We start from the raw sequence: 16,094 nt of genomic DNA, 5'->3' as shown, positions 1-16,094 counted from the left end.
GCCGTCAGCCGCAGTAGATCGCAGTGATGTTGTTGGTACGGCCGGTCTCGATGGTCAGGCGCTCGCCACCGCTCTCCGCACCCGGGCTCGGATTGGCGGCGCCGCTGGCGGTGGGGCCGCTTTCGGTGCGCTGGCCGCGCAGTACCACCACCTGCAGGCTGTCGCTGTCCACGCGGGCGCGTTCAACGGTGGCGGCCGATGCGGCCAGGCCGACCGCGCCGATCACCTTGTCCACGTGGCACTGGCCGGAGATGACGCCGTCGATGGGCTGCACCTGCGCCATCGGCGTGCTGCTGCAGGCGGTGAGGGCAGTCAGTGCGGCAAGCGCGAGCAAGGGACGAAACATGGGGTCACTCCAGCAGGATTCTGGTGCCCACGATGCCGCTGGGGGCGTATGCGGCGGATGAAGCCGTACACGGCATGGCGACATGGCATTCACCGCGTGCGAAAGACGCAGCGGCCACACTGCCCTTGCCTCGCCCTTTCATTCGCACCGAGGCAGACGCAACGAAGGAGTTGACCATGGCCACGGCCAAGAAGACCCGTAAACGCACCCCGTCCGCCGAGACGCCCGCCGAACCGAAGGCACCGCGTGCCCGCGCCCCGGTAGTGAAGACTGCCACCCGCAAGGCCGCCGCCACCGATCCGCGCGCTGCGCGCGTGGCCGCCCGCCAACGCCGCCTGCAGGACCAGGAGAAGGCCAAGGACGCGCGCGTTGCCGCGAAGAAGAAGGCCGCGAAGAAGGCGACGAAAAAGGCCACCCAGGCGGGCAGCCGCACGCAGCCGGAAACCATGCCGGCCCAGCACATCGCCAAGCCCGGCAACGAACACGAACTCACGTTGGCGCCGCGTTTCCTTGCGCCGGACTATGTGGGAAGCGGCAAGCTGCAGGGCAAGCGCGCCATCATCACCGGCGCCGATTCGGGGATCGGCCGTGCCGTCGCCGTGCTGTTCGCACGCGAGGGCGCCGACGTGGCGGTGCTGCACCTGGATGAAGCCAAGGATGCGGACGTCACCCGCCAGCACGTGGAAGCCGAAGGCACCCGCTGCGTGGTGATCGCCGGCGATGTGCGCGATCCGAAATTCTGCAACAAGGCGGTCAAGCAGGTGGCCAAGGCCTTCGGTGGCATCGACATTCTGGTCAACAACGCCGCGTTCCAGCTGCATTGCGAGCGCCTGGAAGACCTGGAAGACGCGCACCTGCAGGAGACGCTGCAGACCAACATCGGCGGCTACATCCAGATGGCGCGCGCGGTGCTGCCGCACCTGGAAGAAGGCGACTGCATCATCAACACCGGCTCGGAAACCGGGCTGTTCGGCAGCAAGGCACTGATTGACTACTCCGCCACCAAGGGCGCCATCCACGCCTTCACCAAGGCGCTGGCCAGCCAGCTGCTGCCGCGTGGTATCCGCGTCAACGCGGTGGCGCCGGGCCCGGTCTGGACGCCGCTCAACCCGGCCGACAAGCAGGCGCCGGACGTGGCCGAGTTCGGCAAGGACAGCGACATGGGGCGCCCGGCGCAGCCGGAAGAGCTGTCGCCGGCCTATGTGTTCCTGGCCTCGCCGATCACGGCCAGCTACATCAGTGGGGTGATCCTGCCGGTGATGGGCGGGCCGCGCGGGTAGTGGACGCGTCAACGCATGCGCGCTGACGCCCCGGATGCATTGTGGTAGTGCCGGCCGCTGGCCGGCTCCCGGCGAACGACGGCACCGCCCGCGACCCGGCCCTTTATTGCGAGGAGCCGGCCAGCGGCCGGCACTACTCGCCGGCGGCCGTCCGTGGGTCGTGACCGCGTTCGACCGTTCGTCGGGATGCGTCGTCCGGCACTTGACGACATCTGTAGTCACGGGCATGGTGACGACACGTGTAGTCAACGGAGTGTGCCATGCGCGGCAAGACCATCGGGGACCAGGAACTGGCCCTGCTGCAGTACATAGCGGAACAGGACGGCGCCAGCGTCGGTGAAGTGGCGGCCAACTTTGGCGAGGCGCGCGGGTTGGCGCGTTCGACGGTGCTCACCATGATGGAACGCCTGCGCGGCAAGGCCTACCTGCAGCGCGCGCAGGTCGAGGGCGTGTACCGCTACTCGGCCACCGGCGAGCAGGAGAGCGTGGTGCAGGGCGCAGTAGCGAGCTTCGTGGAGAAAACGCTGCAGGGCTCGGTCTCGCCCTTCGTGGCCTTCATGTCGCACAAGGCCGAGGTCAGCGACACCGAACTGGCCGAACTGGAAGCGCTGGTCGCACAGCTGCAATCACGCAAGCGGGAGAGCTGAGCCATGGACACCCTGATGATGGAACTGCTGACCCGGCTGGCCTGGACCAGCGTGCAGAGCGCGGTGCTGGTGGCCTTGGTGTGGGGCGTGTGCCGCCTGCTGCCGCGCCTGCCGGCCGCCACGCGTTGCCGGCTGTGGTGGCTGGTGGCGCTGCAGGCGGTGCTGGGGCTGGCCTGGAGCAGCCCGTTGGAACTGTCCGTGCTGCCCGCCGCGGGCATCGACACGGCGAGCCTGGTCGCGCAGCCCTGGGTACACGACGGCACTGCGCTCACCCCGATGGCAACGGGGTTGGCCACCCACGCAGCGCCGGTGATGGAACCGATGTTGTCCTGGCCGCTGGCCCTGCTCGCCCTCTGGGCATCAGGTGTGCTGCTGGTCGGGCTGCACAGCCTGCGCGCCTACCGTCAGAGCCGCGCGCTGGTTCGCAACGCCGCTCCCTGCACCGACGCAGGCCTGCAGCAGGCGCTGCAGTTGGCCGCCGAGGCGCACGGGCTCGCCTGCGCACCGCAGTTGAAGACCTCGTCGCAGATCCGTTCGCCGCAGTTGATCGGGCCCTGGAACCCGGTGCTGCTGCTGCCAGCGCGCGAGCTTCCGGCGATGGCCGCCGATGACCTGGACATGGCGCTGACCCATGAGCTGGTGCACCTGCAGCGGCGTGACCTGTGGTGGGGCCTGCTGCCCGCATTGGCGCAGCACGTGATGTTCTTCCATCCGCTGCTGCACCTGGCCGCACGCGAATATGCGCTGGCCCGCGAAGAGGCCTGCGACAGCGCGGTGGTGGCCGGCCATGGGCATTGCCGGCACGACTACGGGCGCCTGCTGGTCCAGCTCGGCGTTGCGCCGCGCCCGGCCGTTGGCGTGGCCAGTGCGTCGCCGAACTTCCGCAGTCTCAAGCGTCGCCTGGTGACCCTGCAGCAGACCGGCAGCTTCCCGCGCGTGGCGTCGCTGGCGATCACCGCGCTGTTCGTCGTGATCGGGGTGGCACCAATGCGTCTGGTGGCCGCCGTTCCGCCGCCGCCGCCGGCACCCCCGGCCGCCCCCGCCGTTCCGGCCGCCCCCGACGCGCCGCGGGCACCGGCCGCTGTCGCCGCACCGGTGTCCGTACCGGCACCGCCGACGGTTCCAGCGCTCCGGTCGCCGGCCCCGCCGGCAGCACCCGCTGCGCCGGCGGCGCCCACGCATCCCGACGAGGCCACCAGCATGGTCACCCACGGTCGCCTGGATCTGGGCCATCAGCCTGCGCAGGCCTACGTGCTGATGGGGGACGGCGACAACTTCGTCAATGCCTCACTGGCCGACCTCAAGCAGGCAAAGCGCGATGTGCAGGGCCGCGACCGCGTGTTGTGGGTAAGGCGTGGCAACGAGCGCTATGTGATCCGTGATCCGGTCCTGCTCGCATCGCTGACCACGGCACAGCGCCAGGTGGCCAGCATCGGCAACCAGCAGGGCGCGCTGGGCGACCAGCAGGGCGAACTGGGTGAGCGCATCGCCGCGCTGTCCGAGCAGGCCACGCGTGACGCGATGGAGACGATGGACGCGGCGGCCATGGCCAACAATGCCGCGCGCAGGGGCGTGGGCGATGCAGCCGTGGCAGAGCGCGCCGCGCGACGGGCAGCGGCCGATGCCGAAGCCGCCATCGATCACCGCCGCATCGCCGAGATCGCCCGCCAGCAGGCCGAGCTGGCCCGCCAGCAGTCGGCCCTCGCGCAACGGCAGAGCGTGGCCACGGCCCAGATCGCGCGCGATGTCCGCACCGCCATCGACAAGGCGATGGCGGACGGCACCGCGCAACGGCTGAGGTAGCACAGGGGCCGCCCCGCCCGCGTAGAGCCACGCCCTGCGTGGCTGGCGGGAGGCCGAACGAAGCGCAACCGCGCAGGGCGTGGCTCTACGTGGCGCGGATCAGTTGCAGCCGATGCGTACGATCTTGTTGTCTGCGTCCACGTTGATCGTCAATCGGTCTTCGCGGAAGTCCATGGTGACGGCCATGCCCGGCTTCACCACGCGCGCGTTCCTCGCACCGCTGGCGGCCACCGCCTTCTTCACCAGCGCTTCGGTCGCTTTTTGTCCATTGAACTGCTCGAGAACCTCGGGATTGCACGTCATGGTGCCTCCATCAGCGACGTGCGGCACCGGGTCGACCACGGCCGGATCGGTGCTGCTCTTGGGCGGGGTGCTGCACGCGGTAAGCGGCAGGGCACAAGCAAGCAACAGCAGGGGCATACGCATGGCCGGTCTCCGTGGGCGGGTAAGTGCGGCCAGCTTGCACCGCCCCGGCTGCACAGGGTGTCAACGCCACTCAGCCCGGGATGGGGCCGCACTCCAGCGCCAGTGTTTCGCGCTCGCGGCGTTCTTCAGCCACCAGCCGCAGCATCAGCAGCGACAGGGTCACCACGTCCTGATGGTTGTGCTCGGCCACCCGGCGCAGGTTCAGTGCGCTGCCACCGCGAAGGTAGTTCAGCCACGCCGCCGGCGCTTCCGAGCCGGGCAGGTCATCCTCACGCACGATCTGCAGCAGCTGCCGTTCGATGGTGGCGAGACGGCAGTTCTCCCACGTGCCGCGGTAACGGCGGCGGGTGGGGAACAGCAGGTCCACATGGTCCAGCGGGGTCATCGGGCAGCGCTGGCGCGCCAGCCGGTAGCGGGTCTTCAACAGCGGCGCGTCGTAGCAGCGGCCGTTGTAGCTGGAAAACACCGTGGACGGCTGCAGCCAGCGGGCGAACTCGGACAACATCGCGGTCTCGGCCGCCATGGTGGTCATCAGCAGCTGGCGGATGCGCAGGCCGTCGCCGCGCGCGGCGTCGCGGTGCCAGTCGGCCGCGCCGATCATGAAGGCGCGGGTGCCGGTGCCGCCGGCCAGGCCGGTGGTCTCGGTATCGAAGAACAACAGGTCCTGCGGCAGCACGGCCTCGCCGTCGCGCTTGGCGAAGGCCAGCGACAGCGGCTGGGTCGGAATGGCCTGCGCCAGGAACGATTCGATCAGGAACAGCCCGGGCGCGATCTCCTCGCCGGGCACGTGCCTGTCCTGCGCGTTCGCGCGCGGCCGCGCCGCCTGGCCCGCGCCACGATCGCGCAGACCGAGCAGACGATGCAGGCCACCGACGTCGGGCCTGCGCAGGGCGGGCGCCGTCGCGGGCGGTGCAGAAACCCCCGCCGCCCCACCGGTCGGCTTGTGGCGGATCTCCTGCTCGACCCACGCGAACACCGACGCCGGTGCCGGTGCACGTGCCCGTGCGTCGTTGGCGGCGGTGGGGAGGGCGGCGCCGGGCGGTCCGTTGCGACGTTCCGCATCTGCCGCAACGGCGCTCCCGGTAGAAGCACCGGTCGTTGTCTGCGTTGCCGGATCACGGGCAGGCGCCGGCGTGGCATCACCGGCCTGTCGCCGCAGCAGGCGCAGCTTGTTCAGGCTCAGGCTCAAAACGGCACCACGTCGGCATCCTGCTGCGCGCGCGCGGTGGCCTCGGGCAACGCATGCGCATCGAACAGCGCCAGCACCTTGAGCGCCAGCGCCTTGGGCGTGGTGGCGTCCTCTTCCTGGCCGGCCAGCACCGGGCCCACGCAGGCCGGGCAACCGGCCTTGCAGTCGCAGCGCTGCACCAGTTCCTGCGCGCGCTGCAGCAACTCGGCCTGGCGCAGCCACAGCGGCTCGCTCAGGCCCACGCCGCCGGGGAAGTTGTCGTACAGGTACACGGTGGGCACGAACTGCTGCTGCAGTTCGATCGCGCTGGCGTCGAATTCGGCGCCGCGCAGCTGGCCGCGGCCGCTCTGGTCGGCCACCGCGAACCACGCGCCGTCGCCGTTGCCGACCGCCTTCTGCAGGTCGCGCGCATCGGCCATCACCGCCACGGTGGCCACGACGTGCAGCGCGTAAGCAGCGCCCAGGAAGCCGTCCAGCGCCTCCTGCTTGCTGTCGAACGCGGTCAGCAGCAGCGACTGCGGCAACTGCCACCACACCGCGGTGGTGTGCAGTTCCTGGTCGGGCAGGTTGACCGGCCCGTAGCCGATGTTTTCGTGGGTGTAATAGCGGATCTTCTTGTAGCCGGCCACGCGCCGCACCACGTGCACTTCGCCATGGTGCGAATCGCCCTGGCCGGCGATGCAGCCGTCGAAGCGGTCCAGCACCTTGAGCTTGGTGAAGTCGATGCTGTCGGTGTAGTAGTCCACGTGGGTGCGGGTGACGTAGGCCTTGCGGCCTTCCCAATCCAGCCGCTCCACCTGGTAGGGCGTGGACTGGACCATGTGGATGGCCCCTTCGTACAGCGTGAGCGCGGCGGCGGAATAGTCCACCTCGGCGATGATCTGCTGCTTGCCATCGCTGCGGTCAACCACGACGAAGTTGCCGTCGGCCACCGAACGCAGGCTCACCGCATTGGCCGGATAGCTGTCGGCGATCCATTCCCAGCGGTCGCCCTCGCGGTGCACCACCTCGGTTTCGGCCAGCGCCTCCAGGAACACCAGCGGGTCGATCGGCCCGAACGGGTCGCCGGCCAGGAACGGCAGCTCGAAGGCGGCGCAGCGGATATGGTCGAACAGGATCAGCGGCTGGTCCGGGGCGATGCGCGCGTGCTCGGGCGAGGCATCGGCGAAGAAATCCGGGTGCCGCACCACGTACTGGTCCAGCGGCTGCGAGCTGGCCACCAGCACACCCAGCGCGGGCTGCTGGCGGCGGCCGGCGCGGCCGAAGCGCTGCCAGGTGGCGGCCACGCTGCCGGGGTAGCCGTTGAGCACCACCACGTCCAGGCTGCCGATATCCACGCCCAGCTCCAGCGCCGAGGTGCTGACGATGCCATCGATGTTGCCGGCGCGCATGGCGCGCTCGGTCTCGCGGCGTTCGGTGGGCAGGTAGCCGCCGCGATAGGCGCGGATGCGCGGGGGCTTGCGCGGGTCGTGGTCGAAGATGTCCTTGAGGTACTTGGTCAGCACTTCGACCATCAACCGGCTCTGGGCGAAGATCAGCGTCTTCAGACCGGACTTGATCGCGATGCGCGCGATCCGGTTGCTCTGCGAACGCGCCGAGGCACGCAGGCCCAGGTCGGCGTTGACCACCGGCGGGTTCCACAGCAGCACATGCTTGGGTCCGCTGGGCGCACCGGACTCGGTGATGGCGCTGACCGGCGCTTCGATCAGCGCCTCGGCATGCGCCTGCGGGTTGCCGATGGTGGCCGAGCACAGGATGAACTGCGGCTCCACGCCGTAGAAGGCGCAGATGCGCTTGAGCCGGCGCAGCACGTTGGTGACATGGCTGCCGAACACGCCGCGATAGGTGTGTACCTCGTCGATCACCACATAGCGCAGGTTCTCGAAGAACTGCGCCCACTTGGTGTGATGCGGCAGGATGGCCTGGTGCAGCATGTCGGGGTTGGAGACCACGATGTCGCCGTGCAGGCGGATCGCCTGGCGGGCATCGCCGGGGGTGTCGCCGTCGAAGGTGAACGCCTTGACCCCCAGGTCGCCGGCGCGGTTGAGCTCCAGCAGTTCGGCGACCTGGTCCTGGGCCAACGCCTTGGTCGGGAACAGGTACAGCGCCTTGGCCTTGCCCTGCATGGCGGCGCTGACCACGGGCAGGGTGTAGCACAGCGACTTGCCGCTGGCGGTCGGGGTGACGATGGCGACGTGCTCACCGCGCTGGCTGGCATCCCAGGCCTCGGCCTGGTGGCTGTACAGCTGCTCGATGCCACGCGCGTTGAGGGCGGCGGTGAGTGCGGCCGGCACGTCGGCGGGAATCGGCGCGTAGCGCCCTTCCCGGCCAGGCATGGTGAAGCTGCCGGTGATGCGGTCCGCGTAGCGCTGCTGCAGCCGTGCGGTCAGCAGTGCGCCATTGCGCGAGGGCAGGCCATCGGTGGTGGACAGGCGGCGCTCGGCGTCTTCGGTGCGCTTGGCGAGTTCGTAGGCCATGGTGACAACGGTCTGCAAAGGACGCCATGGAAGCACAAACCGGTCTCAGTGATTGAGACACCGACGGCTGGGTGGGTGAATGATTCAGTGCCGGCCACTCGCCAACGAAATCTGAAGGTCGCCTCCGTATCCTGCGCGCAGGACGCTGCCGACAGGACGACACGTGGCACTACGCGCAAGGATTTCTGTGATCCGCAACAGGGCTGCGCAGCGCCGGCGGGGGACTGAGCCGCTATTCTGACCACCGCCTCTTCGATCCTGACGCCATGCCTCTGCGCTCACTGTGCCTGCTCACCCTGCTGCTTCCCCTGCCCGCACTCGCCAGCGACATGGCCGATGGCGGCAGCTGCCGCAACGGGGCGTTCCCGTCGGAGCAGAGTAATTTCGCGCAGGCCAAGGTGATCGGGGCGCAGCGCCTGTACCTGCTCGATGACATGAACGGTTGCCCGGCAAAAGGCGAGCCGGCGTGCCGCCACGGCACCTATGTTGTGACCGGCGACACCGTCATCAGCGGTCGCGACCTGGGCGGCTACCGCTGCGTGTTCTTTCCCAACAAGGTCGGCGGCAGTGCCGGCTGGGTAGACAAGACCCGGCTGCAGACCCTGCCTGCGCAGACCCCTGCGCTGAAGGACTGGGCCGGGCACTGGCGCAACGGGGATGACAGCCTGGTCATCCGCGTGCAGGGCAACACGCTGCAGGTCGAGGGCGACGCCTACTGGCCTTCGGCGAACCCGACGCTGGAACAGCGCCCGGGCGGCCCGAACCTGGGCCAGGTAGCGGCGAGCGCCGCCCCCACCGGTGCCACCGTCGTGTTCCGCGAAGACACCTGCGAAGTGCGCGCACAGTGGCTCGGTGACACGTTGCTGGTGGCCGACAACGCCGAATGCGGCGGCATGAATGTGCGTTTCAACGGGGTGTATCGGTTGAAGAAATAGCGTGGTCGCTAAGCCGTCGGCGCCGTTGGCCGCCGCCGTTCGAGCCACCACAGCAGGCCGGCGATGGCGATGAAGCCCAGCAGCCACGGCCAGCGGGGGCCGGGAACCTGGCCGGGCGTTGCGGCGGCACCCGCCGTCGTTTCAGCCAGCCGGCGCGCGGTGGCGGCGCGCAGCTGCTGCCGGTACAGCGGTTGCGCGGTGACCGGGTCGAACACGTAGAACGCCTGCACGGTATCGCCGTGCTGGAGCTGGTGCCAGCCGGGCTGCTGCGGCCAGTAGCCGGCGCAGTGGCTGCTGCCGCTGGCGGGATCTATCCGAAGCGGTACCGTGCGGCCTTCCGCGTCGCGGACCTGGCTGCCGCTGGGCACCTCGCACAAGGTCAGGCGCTCGCCCGACCAGGGCGTCGCGGCCTGCAGACGAACGGCGGGCGCGCCCGGCAGCGCGCGGGCCACGCTGGCCAGCACGCCGGACCACAGTTCGGCATGGCGGTCGTCGCGGCCGGCAAGCACCAGCCGGTAACTGTCGGTGACCGGCAACAGCGCCACGCGGCCGCGGCCGACGCCGCGCCAGCCGCCGACGGCGTTGCCCTTTGCATCGTCGAACAGGGCGTCTGCACCGGGCAGCACCGCGTCGAACCGCTCCAGCGCGGGCGGCGCGGCACTGTGCGAGGCGGCATCGGCATCGTCGATCCAGCCCGTGCTGTCGGTGGCCGGTCGCTGCGGGCCGCGCCGCGCCTGCAGCAGTGCGGCGTCTGGATCAGCCTGCAGCTGCAGCGGTGCCGCGCGGGTGCCGCCGCTCACCGGCAGGCCCCAGCCCCGCAGCGTCTGGCGGGCCGCATCGTTCAGCGGGCCGCTGCTGCGGACCAGCACACCAAGGCCCTCACGCACTGCCTGCTGCACCAGGGTGCGTTGTGCCGCACCGAGTGCGGCCAGGCTGCGTTCGTCCAGCACCAGCACATCGGTGGCGGCCAGGCGGGCGGCGCTCAGCGCAACCGGTGCATCGCCCAGCAGCACGCCGCCGCCGGCGCTGGCCTGGGTCTGTACGGCCAGGCCGGTATCGGTGGCCCAGCGGCGCAGGTACTTCAGTTCCGGGCCGGGCGCGCCAGCGAGGATCAGTACGCGCGGCGGCGGGGTTGCCACGGTCTGCAGCGGCATCGTGATGCTGTCCACCACGTGCTGCTGCGCATCGAGCAGGCGCAGGGTGAATTCGCTGCGCCCGGCGGCGCGCGCGCTGCCGTACAGGCGAACCCCGCCCTGTGCGTCGAGCGCGGCGCGGTCCACCACGACCCCGGCCGGGTCCAGCAACTCGGCGCGCGCGGCGTCCACGCCGCCGGCGCGTGCGCCGACGGCGAACAACGCACCGGGCGCAGCGGGCGGCGGCGGCTGCAGCTCGATCCAGCCGCGTGGCGCGGGCGGTGTCTGCATTACCACCCGCAACGGCAACGCGGTATCGCGGTCGCGCGCGGACAGTCCATCACCGATCAGCAGCAACGAGGTGCTGCCCGGATGCTGGCGTAGCGCGGTGGCCAGGTCGGGGGCGCGTACGGCGTCTGCACTGGGCGTTGCTTCCGGCAGCGCGATCATGGTTGCGCCGGCGGGCACGGTGCCTGCGGATGCGGCGTTGCCGGTCAGTACGGTCAGCTGGCCCGCTTCCACGCTGCGCTGTGGTGGTACGAGGGTGAAGTAGAGCAACAGGGCGGACAGGGCCTGCAACCCGAGCAACGCGGTGCGTCTGGGCGAAGGCAGCCACGCAGGGCGTGGCTCTACGCGGAGGATGCGCACGCTGCCCACGACCGTGACCAGGGCCAAGGCGATCGCGGTCCATACGGCCATGCTCATCGCGTGCCCTCCACTGCATCCAGGTAACGTTGCGCCATCGGGTCCGGCGCGCTGCGCCGCTCCAGCTGTGGCAACGGACGCAGCAGCGCACGCCACAGCTGCGCACGCAGGGTGGTGCGGCAGGTAGTGCAGTCCGGAGCCAGGCGCAGCTCCTCGATCGCCGCCGCCAGGCTGAGCGGATCGGACAGCCGCGACTGATGGCGGCCCAGCCACTGGCTCAGCGCGTCCAGGTCCGGCGTGCTGTTGGCGTCGGCCAGCTGCTGCCAGACCGCCACGATGGCTGGATCGGGTGCGTCCACGGGGATGATGGTCGAGGTACGGCTGCCGATATCGGTACGGTCACCGCTCATGCGGCGGCTCTCGTCGATGGGCGGCAGCTCCGGTCCCACGCGGGCCAGGTAGATGCGTTCGGCCTGCTGGACCTGCTTGATGAAGGCCAGCGCCTTGTTGGCGAACGGCAGTGCGCGCTCCGGCTGGCCCTGCCGCAGCTCGCCTTCCGACGACCACATCTGGTCCAGCGCCGCCTTCAGGATCGCGCGGGTCTGCGGATCCAGCAGGGTGGCTGCTTCGGCATGGTCGTGGGTGTGGCCGTATTCGGAGAGCACGTCGGTGGCGGCGCCGAACACGGGCGGGCCGTCGGCCTTGGCGGCGCCATGGTCGTGATCATCGTGGCCGGCCTGCGCACCGGTGGCTTCGTGGTCATGGTCATCCGCGTGATCCGCCCCAGGCGCGTCGCTGGTCGGCAGGCTGTCGCTGGTCGGCGGCGGCTTGGCCCCGCCTTCGCTCTCTTCGCCCAGGAACTGACCATAGCGAAGGCGCAGGATGCGCTGGTCCACGCCGATCGCATCGGAGCGCTTCACGAACTCCTCGGCCGGCAGCTGGCGGCGCAGTTTGATCAGCGCTTCAGCGTCGATGATGATCTGGCGCTGGCTGCGGAAGTACGCCGGCAGCGTCTTCTTGACCATGCCTTCCAGGTCCGCGCCCAGCACCTGTTCTTCGCTGGGCAGGCGCAGGATCAGGCTGGTGCTCTGCGCGGTCTGCGCCGTGGGCGTGCGGTTGTCGCGGACCTGCAGCTGCGCGATCACATCGTTGCCCGGCCCTGCACCCAGCGCCGCCAGGTCCAGCGTGCGGGCGAAGCGGCGCTGCGTTGCCGGGCCGGTGCCGGTCAGCGCGATGCGCTGCTCGCGGAAGGTGATGTTCTCGCCGCTGCCCTGCGCCAGGGTGAGGTGCAGCTCGGCGTTGCTGGCCACGCCGAAGTCATCGGTGGCCTCGAACTGCAGCGTCCATTGGCGCTGGCCGGGCGTGGCCAGCACCAGTGTGCGGTCCGGCGCGATCACCCGCACGCTGGGCGGGCGGTCGGCAACGACGTCGAGGCGATGGAGCTTGGGCGCGGTCAGTGCCGGCTCGGTGACGATGCGGTACAGCGTCGGCCTGGCGGCCTTCCACTGCGCCACCCATCCGTCGCCGTCGCGGCGCAGAGCGATGCGTGTGCCGTCGTGCAGCTGCAGTGCGGCCTGTGTGGGCTGTGCGCTGAAACGCAACGACCATTCCAGCGCGCTGCCCTGCACCACCTTGGCATCCAGTGCTGTCTGCGTGCGCAGGGCCTGCCCGGTGTAGCCCGGTGCCTGGATCTGCAGCCGGGACGACTGCAGCCTGGGCGGCTGCGCCGCGCTGGCAGGAGGCGTAGCACGGTCGGGAAGCGCCGGCAGCGGTGTGCCCGGCGCGGGCCAGCCTACGGCGAGCGCGGCCACCAGCATTCCGCCACACCATGACAAGGCCAGCCAGCGCTTCGGCCATGCGGCGCGCAGATCCGGCGGCGCGGCCTGCAGCGCGGCGGTGATGCGAGCGTGCTGGCGTTGCTGCAGGGGATTCAGTGTGGCGCCATCGGCGAACAGAAGGTCGGCGCTGTCCTGGGCGATGGCATGCGTGTCCAGCTGGCGCACCAGCCAGTGCCGGTCCAGCCGCCGCGCGCGCCGGGTGGCGGCACCCGCGACGGCCAGCAGGGTGGCCAGCAGCACGATGGAGCCGATATTGATGCCCGCCACGCGCGCAGCGCTGGCGGTGATGGCCAGCGCCAGCGGCACCAGCAGAAGCGCGGTGATCCACCACCGCCGGCGACGCGCGCGCTGCCATGCACGCTGAACGTGGTTCATGCGCTCGCCCCGCGTCGCGGTGCGGTGGCCATCCAGCGTTCCAGCGCGAACAGCAGCACGATCAGCACCAGCAGCCACGGCGCAAGATCGCGCGGCTGTGCCAACGGGGCAGGGGCGCCGCTCAGCGGTGCGTGCGTGGCGGCAGGCGCCAACTGCGGCGGCGGTACCGGCTGCAGTTGTTCCAGCAGGCGGCGCGGGAACGACGGCTCGCGCAGGATCGGCAGCGCGTCGGGCGAGAGCGCTGCAGTGAAGCGCAGTACCTGGCCGCGACCGAGTGCGTGGCGCACGACGGCGGCGTTGCCGTTGTCGTCCTGAAGCACCGTCGACCCCGTGCCGGGGGCCAGTCGGGTCGAAACGCCCAGCACGCTGCCGCCGGCCCGCACCCAGGCCTGCCAGGCCGGCGGCGGTGGCGCATCGGCCAGCCACACGCCGACCTGCCCGTCTTCCGGCACGGCAGCGGCGGCGAGCGCCGGGGGCAGCACCTGCCCGCTCCACGCGCGCTGCAGGGCATCGAGCACGCGCAGCGCCGAGGGTGTGTGGGCCGTGCCGGCGACGCGCAGCTGTGGCGCGGGGTTGCGCGCCGGCGCAGCCGCCGCCATGGCCACGGGTCGCCATTGCACGGCACGCGACAGCCGCGGGCGCTCGCCATCGAGTCCCGGCATCGGATCGGGGACGTATACGGTCAATGCCGTGCCCTTCGGCAGCGTCTGATCCAGCTCGCGCAGCAGGCTGGCAAGGGGTTGTGCAGACGCCGGCACCGCCTCCCGCAGCGGCGGGAATCCGGCCGCCAACCAGCGTCCTTCGCTGCCCTCAGGCAGCGAAGGCGGGCTCAGTCCAGGCGCGACCACCACCCACGGCGGCGTCTGTACCGGCGCACCCTGCAGCAGCGGGCGCGCCAGCAGAATGGCCAACGCAGCCAGCAGCAGCAGGCGAACCAGCAGCAGTGGCCATTCGTCGAATCGGACGCGCTGGCGCGGGCGTGCCTTCGCGCGCAGCCAGCGCAGCGCGGCGAACTCCAGCGGTGCGTAGTGATGGCGGCGCGCCAGGTGGATCAGCAACGGCACCAACAGCGACGCCAGCGCCAGCAGCCCCAGCGGGAACAGCAGCGACAGGCTCATCGCGCACTCCCGGCCAGCATCCGCAGCGGCGCATCCAGTGGTTGGTCGGTATGAGTCACCACATGGGCAACGCCGCCGCGCTGCAGCCGTGCCTGCAGCATGCGCTGCGCCTCGGCGAAGCGGGCCAGATAGTCCGTGCGGATCGCGCGGCCATCGCCCAGCAGTTCCTCGCCGGTTTCCGGGTCGCGGAAGCGGTGCCCGTCCTGGAAGGGAAAGTCGCGCTCGTCGGCGGTCAGGACCTGCAGCTGCACCACGTCGCGGCGGGCGGCGGCCAGACGCTCCAGCAGCACGGTGCCGGTGTCGTCAAAGCCGTCGCCGAGCGCGACCAGCAGGTCGTTGGCCTGCACCCGCTCCCACACCGGGCGCAGCGCGTCGGCGGCCGGCCACGCGCCGCTGGCGCGGAGCCGATGCAGCAGCAGGTGGATGCGGTCGCGCTGGCGTGCACCGCTGCCGGACGGTACCAGGTGCACGCCTTCCCCATTGACCGCGATCAGGCCGAAGCGGTCGCCCTGCTGCAGCGCCAGCTCCACGATGCAGGCGGCGGTGGCGCAGAGGTGATCCAGCCGCGACAGGTCGGGCCGCGCGCGATCGCGCTGGCCCGCGGACGCCGTCGCGTCGATCAGGATCCAGATCGTGACCGGGCTTTCGCGCTCGGATTCGCGCACGAAGAAGCGGTCCGACCGCGCGTACAGCTTCCAGTCGATCTGGCGCAGTTCGTCACCTGGCTCATACGCCCGGTACTGCGCAAACTCCAGACCGGCACCGCGGCTGCGGCTGGCGTGCTGGCCGATGCCCTTCGCACCGCTCGCACGCCGCGGCAACAGCCGCAGCGCCTTCAGGCGGCTGCGGACATCGGCGGGGATGGCGATAGGGGCGTGCGGGCTCACGGCAGGCTCAGGCAGGGAACGGCACGGCCTGCAGCAACGCGGCGATCACATCGTCGGCGCTCTTCTGCTCGGCCTCGGCGGCGAAGGACAGCAGCAGGCGATGGCGCATGACCGGGGCGATCAGCGCCTGCACGTCCTCGCGGGTGGCGGCAAAGCGTCCCTGCAGCAGTGCCCGTGCCTTGGCCGCCAGCACCAGCGACTGCCCGGCGCGCGGGCCAGCGCCCCACTTGATCCAGTGGTTGACCGCGTCCGGCGCGCCGGTGCCGGGCCGGCTGGCGCGCACCAGCCGGGTGATCCAGCTGAGCACGTCATCGCTGACATGCACCTGGCGCACGGCGCCCTGCAGCGCCAGCACATCCTCGGCGTGCATCACTTTCGGCACGGCGCTACTGCTGCTGCCGGTGGTCTGCACCAGGATGTCGCGCTCTTCCTGTTCGGTGGGGTAGTCCACCCGCACGTGCAGCAGGAAACGGTCCAGCTGGGCTTCCGGCAGCGGGTAGGTGCCGGCCTGTTCGATGGGATTCTGGGTGGCCAGCACGAAGAACGGCGCGGGCAGGGCGTAGGTGGTGCCGGCGTAGCTGACCGTGCGCTCCTGCATCGCTTCCAGCAGCGCGGCCTGGGTCTTGGGCGGGGTGCGGTTGAGCTCGTCGGCCAGCAGCAGGTGGGTGAAGATCGGGCCCTGCTGGAAGCGGAAGTGACGGTGGCCGGTACCGTGGTCTTCCTCCAGCAACTCGGTGCCCAGGATGTCGCTGGGCATCAGGTCGGGGGTGAACTGCACCCGCCGGAACTGCAGCTCCAGCGCCTGGCCCAACGAGCGCACCAGCAGCGTCTTGCCCAGCCCTGGCGCACCTTCCAGCAGCACATGGCCACCGGCCAGCAGGCCGATCAGCAGCTGCTCCACCACGTCATGCTGGCCGACCACGGCCTGCCCCAGCGCATCGCGCAGCGGCTGCAATTTTGCCAGGAGGTGATCAATCGGGCTGTGATTCTGCATA

At 70.6% G+C, this 16,094-nt stretch carries 13 protein-coding genes; 4 read left to right on the top strand and 9 right to left on the bottom strand.

Annotated features, from left to right (window positions below; translation table 11 throughout):
• Positions 1-4: 4 nt before the first annotated feature.
• On the bottom strand, positions 5-346 hold the full coding sequence (locus tag RT456_RS03240) for a hypothetical protein (protein ID WP_313342409.1): 342 nt from the start codon (positions 344-346) through the stop codon (positions 5-7).
• Between the two features lie 176 nt (positions 347-522).
• Here RT456_RS03240 and RT456_RS03235 point away from each other — a divergent pair, with 176 nt between their 5' ends.
• The 3 genes from RT456_RS03235 to RT456_RS03225 all read left to right on the top strand — a co-directional run bounded on the left by RT456_RS03235 (position 523) and on the right by RT456_RS03225 (position 4,076).
• The gene (locus tag RT456_RS03235) at positions 523-1,626 is read left to right on the top strand and encodes an SDR family oxidoreductase (protein ID WP_313342406.1); all 1,104 of its coding nucleotides are present in this window, start codon (positions 523-525) and stop codon (positions 1,624-1,626) included.
• Positions 1,627-1,886: 260 nt separating this feature from the next.
• On the top strand, positions 1,887-2,273 hold the full coding sequence (locus RT456_RS03230) for a BlaI/MecI/CopY family transcriptional regulator (protein ID WP_313342403.1): 387 nt from the start codon (positions 1,887-1,889) through the stop codon (positions 2,271-2,273).
• A 3-nt stretch (positions 2,274-2,276) separates the two neighbouring features.
• Positions 2,277-4,076: a M56 family metallopeptidase gene (locus RT456_RS03225; RefSeq protein ID WP_313342400.1), complete on the top strand. Its 1,800-nt coding sequence runs from the start codon at positions 2,277-2,279 to the stop codon at positions 4,074-4,076.
• A 99-nt stretch (positions 4,077-4,175) separates the two neighbouring features.
• On the opposite strand, the gene RT456_RS03220 is transcribed toward RT456_RS03225, so the two are convergent.
• The 3 genes from RT456_RS03220 to RT456_RS03210 all read right to left on the bottom strand — a co-directional run bounded on the left by RT456_RS03220 (position 4,176) and on the right by RT456_RS03210 (position 8,168).
• Positions 4,176-4,502 carry an I78 family peptidase inhibitor gene (locus tag RT456_RS03220; protein ID WP_313342398.1) on the bottom strand — a complete coding sequence of 109 codons (327 nt, stop codon included), beginning with the start codon at positions 4,500-4,502 and terminating at the stop codon, positions 4,176-4,178.
• 70 nt (positions 4,503-4,572) lie between these two features.
• Complete coding sequence (locus tag RT456_RS03215) at positions 4,573-5,691, bottom strand: ribonuclease H-like domain-containing protein (protein WP_313342395.1); 1,119 nt, start codon at positions 5,689-5,691, stop codon at positions 4,573-4,575.
• The gene (locus tag RT456_RS03210; protein WP_313342392.1) at positions 5,688-8,168 is read right to left on the bottom strand and encodes a DEAD/DEAH box helicase; all 2,481 of its coding nucleotides are present in this window, start codon (positions 8,166-8,168) and stop codon (positions 5,688-5,690) included. Before RT456_RS03210 ends, RT456_RS03215 begins: the two co-directional genes overlap by 4 nt.
• A gap of 266 nt (positions 8,169-8,434) precedes the next feature.
• Between RT456_RS03210 and RT456_RS03205 the strand changes: the two genes are divergently transcribed.
• Entirely contained in the window at positions 8,435-9,103 is a 669-nt protein-coding gene (locus RT456_RS03205) for a hypothetical protein (protein ID WP_313342389.1), read from the top strand.
• An 8-nt stretch (positions 9,104-9,111) separates the two neighbouring features.
• On the opposite strand, the gene RT456_RS03200 is transcribed toward RT456_RS03205, so the two are convergent.
• Genes RT456_RS03200 through RT456_RS03180 form a run of 5 tightly spaced genes read right to left on the bottom strand, consistent with a single transcriptional unit; the run spans position 9,112 to position 16,093 of the window.
• Positions 9,112-10,941: a hypothetical protein gene (locus RT456_RS03200; protein ID WP_313342387.1), complete on the bottom strand. Its 1,830-nt coding sequence runs from the start codon at positions 10,939-10,941 to the stop codon at positions 9,112-9,114.
• Positions 10,938-13,094 carry a hypothetical protein gene (locus RT456_RS03195; protein WP_313342384.1) on the bottom strand — a complete coding sequence of 719 codons (2,157 nt, stop codon included), beginning with the start codon at positions 13,092-13,094 and terminating at the stop codon, positions 10,938-10,940. The genes RT456_RS03200 and RT456_RS03195 overlap by 4 nt, the downstream gene beginning before the upstream one ends.
• A complete protein-coding gene (locus RT456_RS03190; protein WP_313342382.1) occupies positions 13,091-14,212 on the bottom strand; it encodes a BatA domain-containing protein in 1,122 nt (373 codons plus the stop codon). The genes RT456_RS03195 and RT456_RS03190 overlap by 4 nt, the downstream gene beginning before the upstream one ends.
• Positions 14,209-15,099, bottom strand: a complete 891-nt coding sequence (locus RT456_RS03185) for a DUF58 domain-containing protein (protein WP_313342380.1) — start codon at positions 15,097-15,099, stop codon at positions 14,209-14,211. The genes RT456_RS03190 and RT456_RS03185 overlap by 4 nt, the downstream gene beginning before the upstream one ends.
• A gap of 7 nt (positions 15,100-15,106) precedes the next feature.
• Positions 15,107-16,093 (bottom strand): MoxR family ATPase, encoded by a 987-nt coding sequence (locus RT456_RS03180; protein WP_313342377.1) that lies wholly within the window; start codon positions 16,091-16,093, stop codon positions 15,107-15,109.
• Between the last annotated feature and the right edge of the window lies 1 nt (position 16,094).

It is taken from the genome of Stenotrophomonas sp., from assembly GCF_032099025.1.
Classification (GTDB): Bacteria; Pseudomonadota; Gammaproteobacteria; order Xanthomonadales; family Xanthomonadaceae; genus Stenotrophomonas.
Note: the sequence above shows the minus strand (reverse complement) of the source record. Positions and strands in the feature narration are given on the sequence as shown.

Bases quoted from the DNA above. Each gene is read 5' to 3' on its own strand.
- RT456_RS03240 (WP_313342409.1), bottom strand. From the start codon at position 346: ATGTTTCGTCCCTTGCTCGCGCTTGCCGCACTGACTGCCCTCACCGCC.
- RT456_RS03235 (WP_313342406.1), top strand. From the start codon at position 523: ATGGCCACGGCCAAGAAGACCCGTAAACGCACCCCGTCCGCCGAGACG.
- RT456_RS03230 (WP_313342403.1), top strand. From the start codon at position 1,887: ATGCGCGGCAAGACCATCGGGGACCAGGAACTGGCCCTGCTGCAGTAC.
- RT456_RS03225 (WP_313342400.1), top strand. From the start codon at position 2,277: ATGGACACCCTGATGATGGAACTGCTGACCCGGCTGGCCTGGACCAGC.
- RT456_RS03220 (WP_313342398.1), bottom strand. From the start codon at position 4,502: ATGCGTATGCCCCTGCTGTTGCTTGCTTGTGCCCTGCCGCTTACCGCG.
- RT456_RS03210 (WP_313342392.1), bottom strand. From the start codon at position 8,168: ATGGCCTACGAACTCGCCAAGCGCACCGAAGACGCCGAGCGCCGCCTG.
- RT456_RS03205 (WP_313342389.1), top strand. From the start codon at position 8,435: ATGCCTCTGCGCTCACTGTGCCTGCTCACCCTGCTGCTTCCCCTGCCC.
- RT456_RS03200 (WP_313342387.1), bottom strand. From the start codon at position 10,941: ATGAGCATGGCCGTATGGACCGCGATCGCCTTGGCCCTGGTCACGGTC.
- RT456_RS03195 (WP_313342384.1), bottom strand. From the start codon at position 13,094: ATGAACCACGTTCAGCGTGCATGGCAGCGCGCGCGTCGCCGGCGGTGG.
- RT456_RS03190 (WP_313342382.1), bottom strand. From the start codon at position 14,212: ATGAGCCTGTCGCTGCTGTTCCCGCTGGGGCTGCTGGCGCTGGCGTCG.
- RT456_RS03180 (WP_313342377.1), bottom strand. From the start codon at position 16,093: ATGCAGAATCACAGCCCGATTGATCACCTCCTGGCAAAATTGCAGCCG.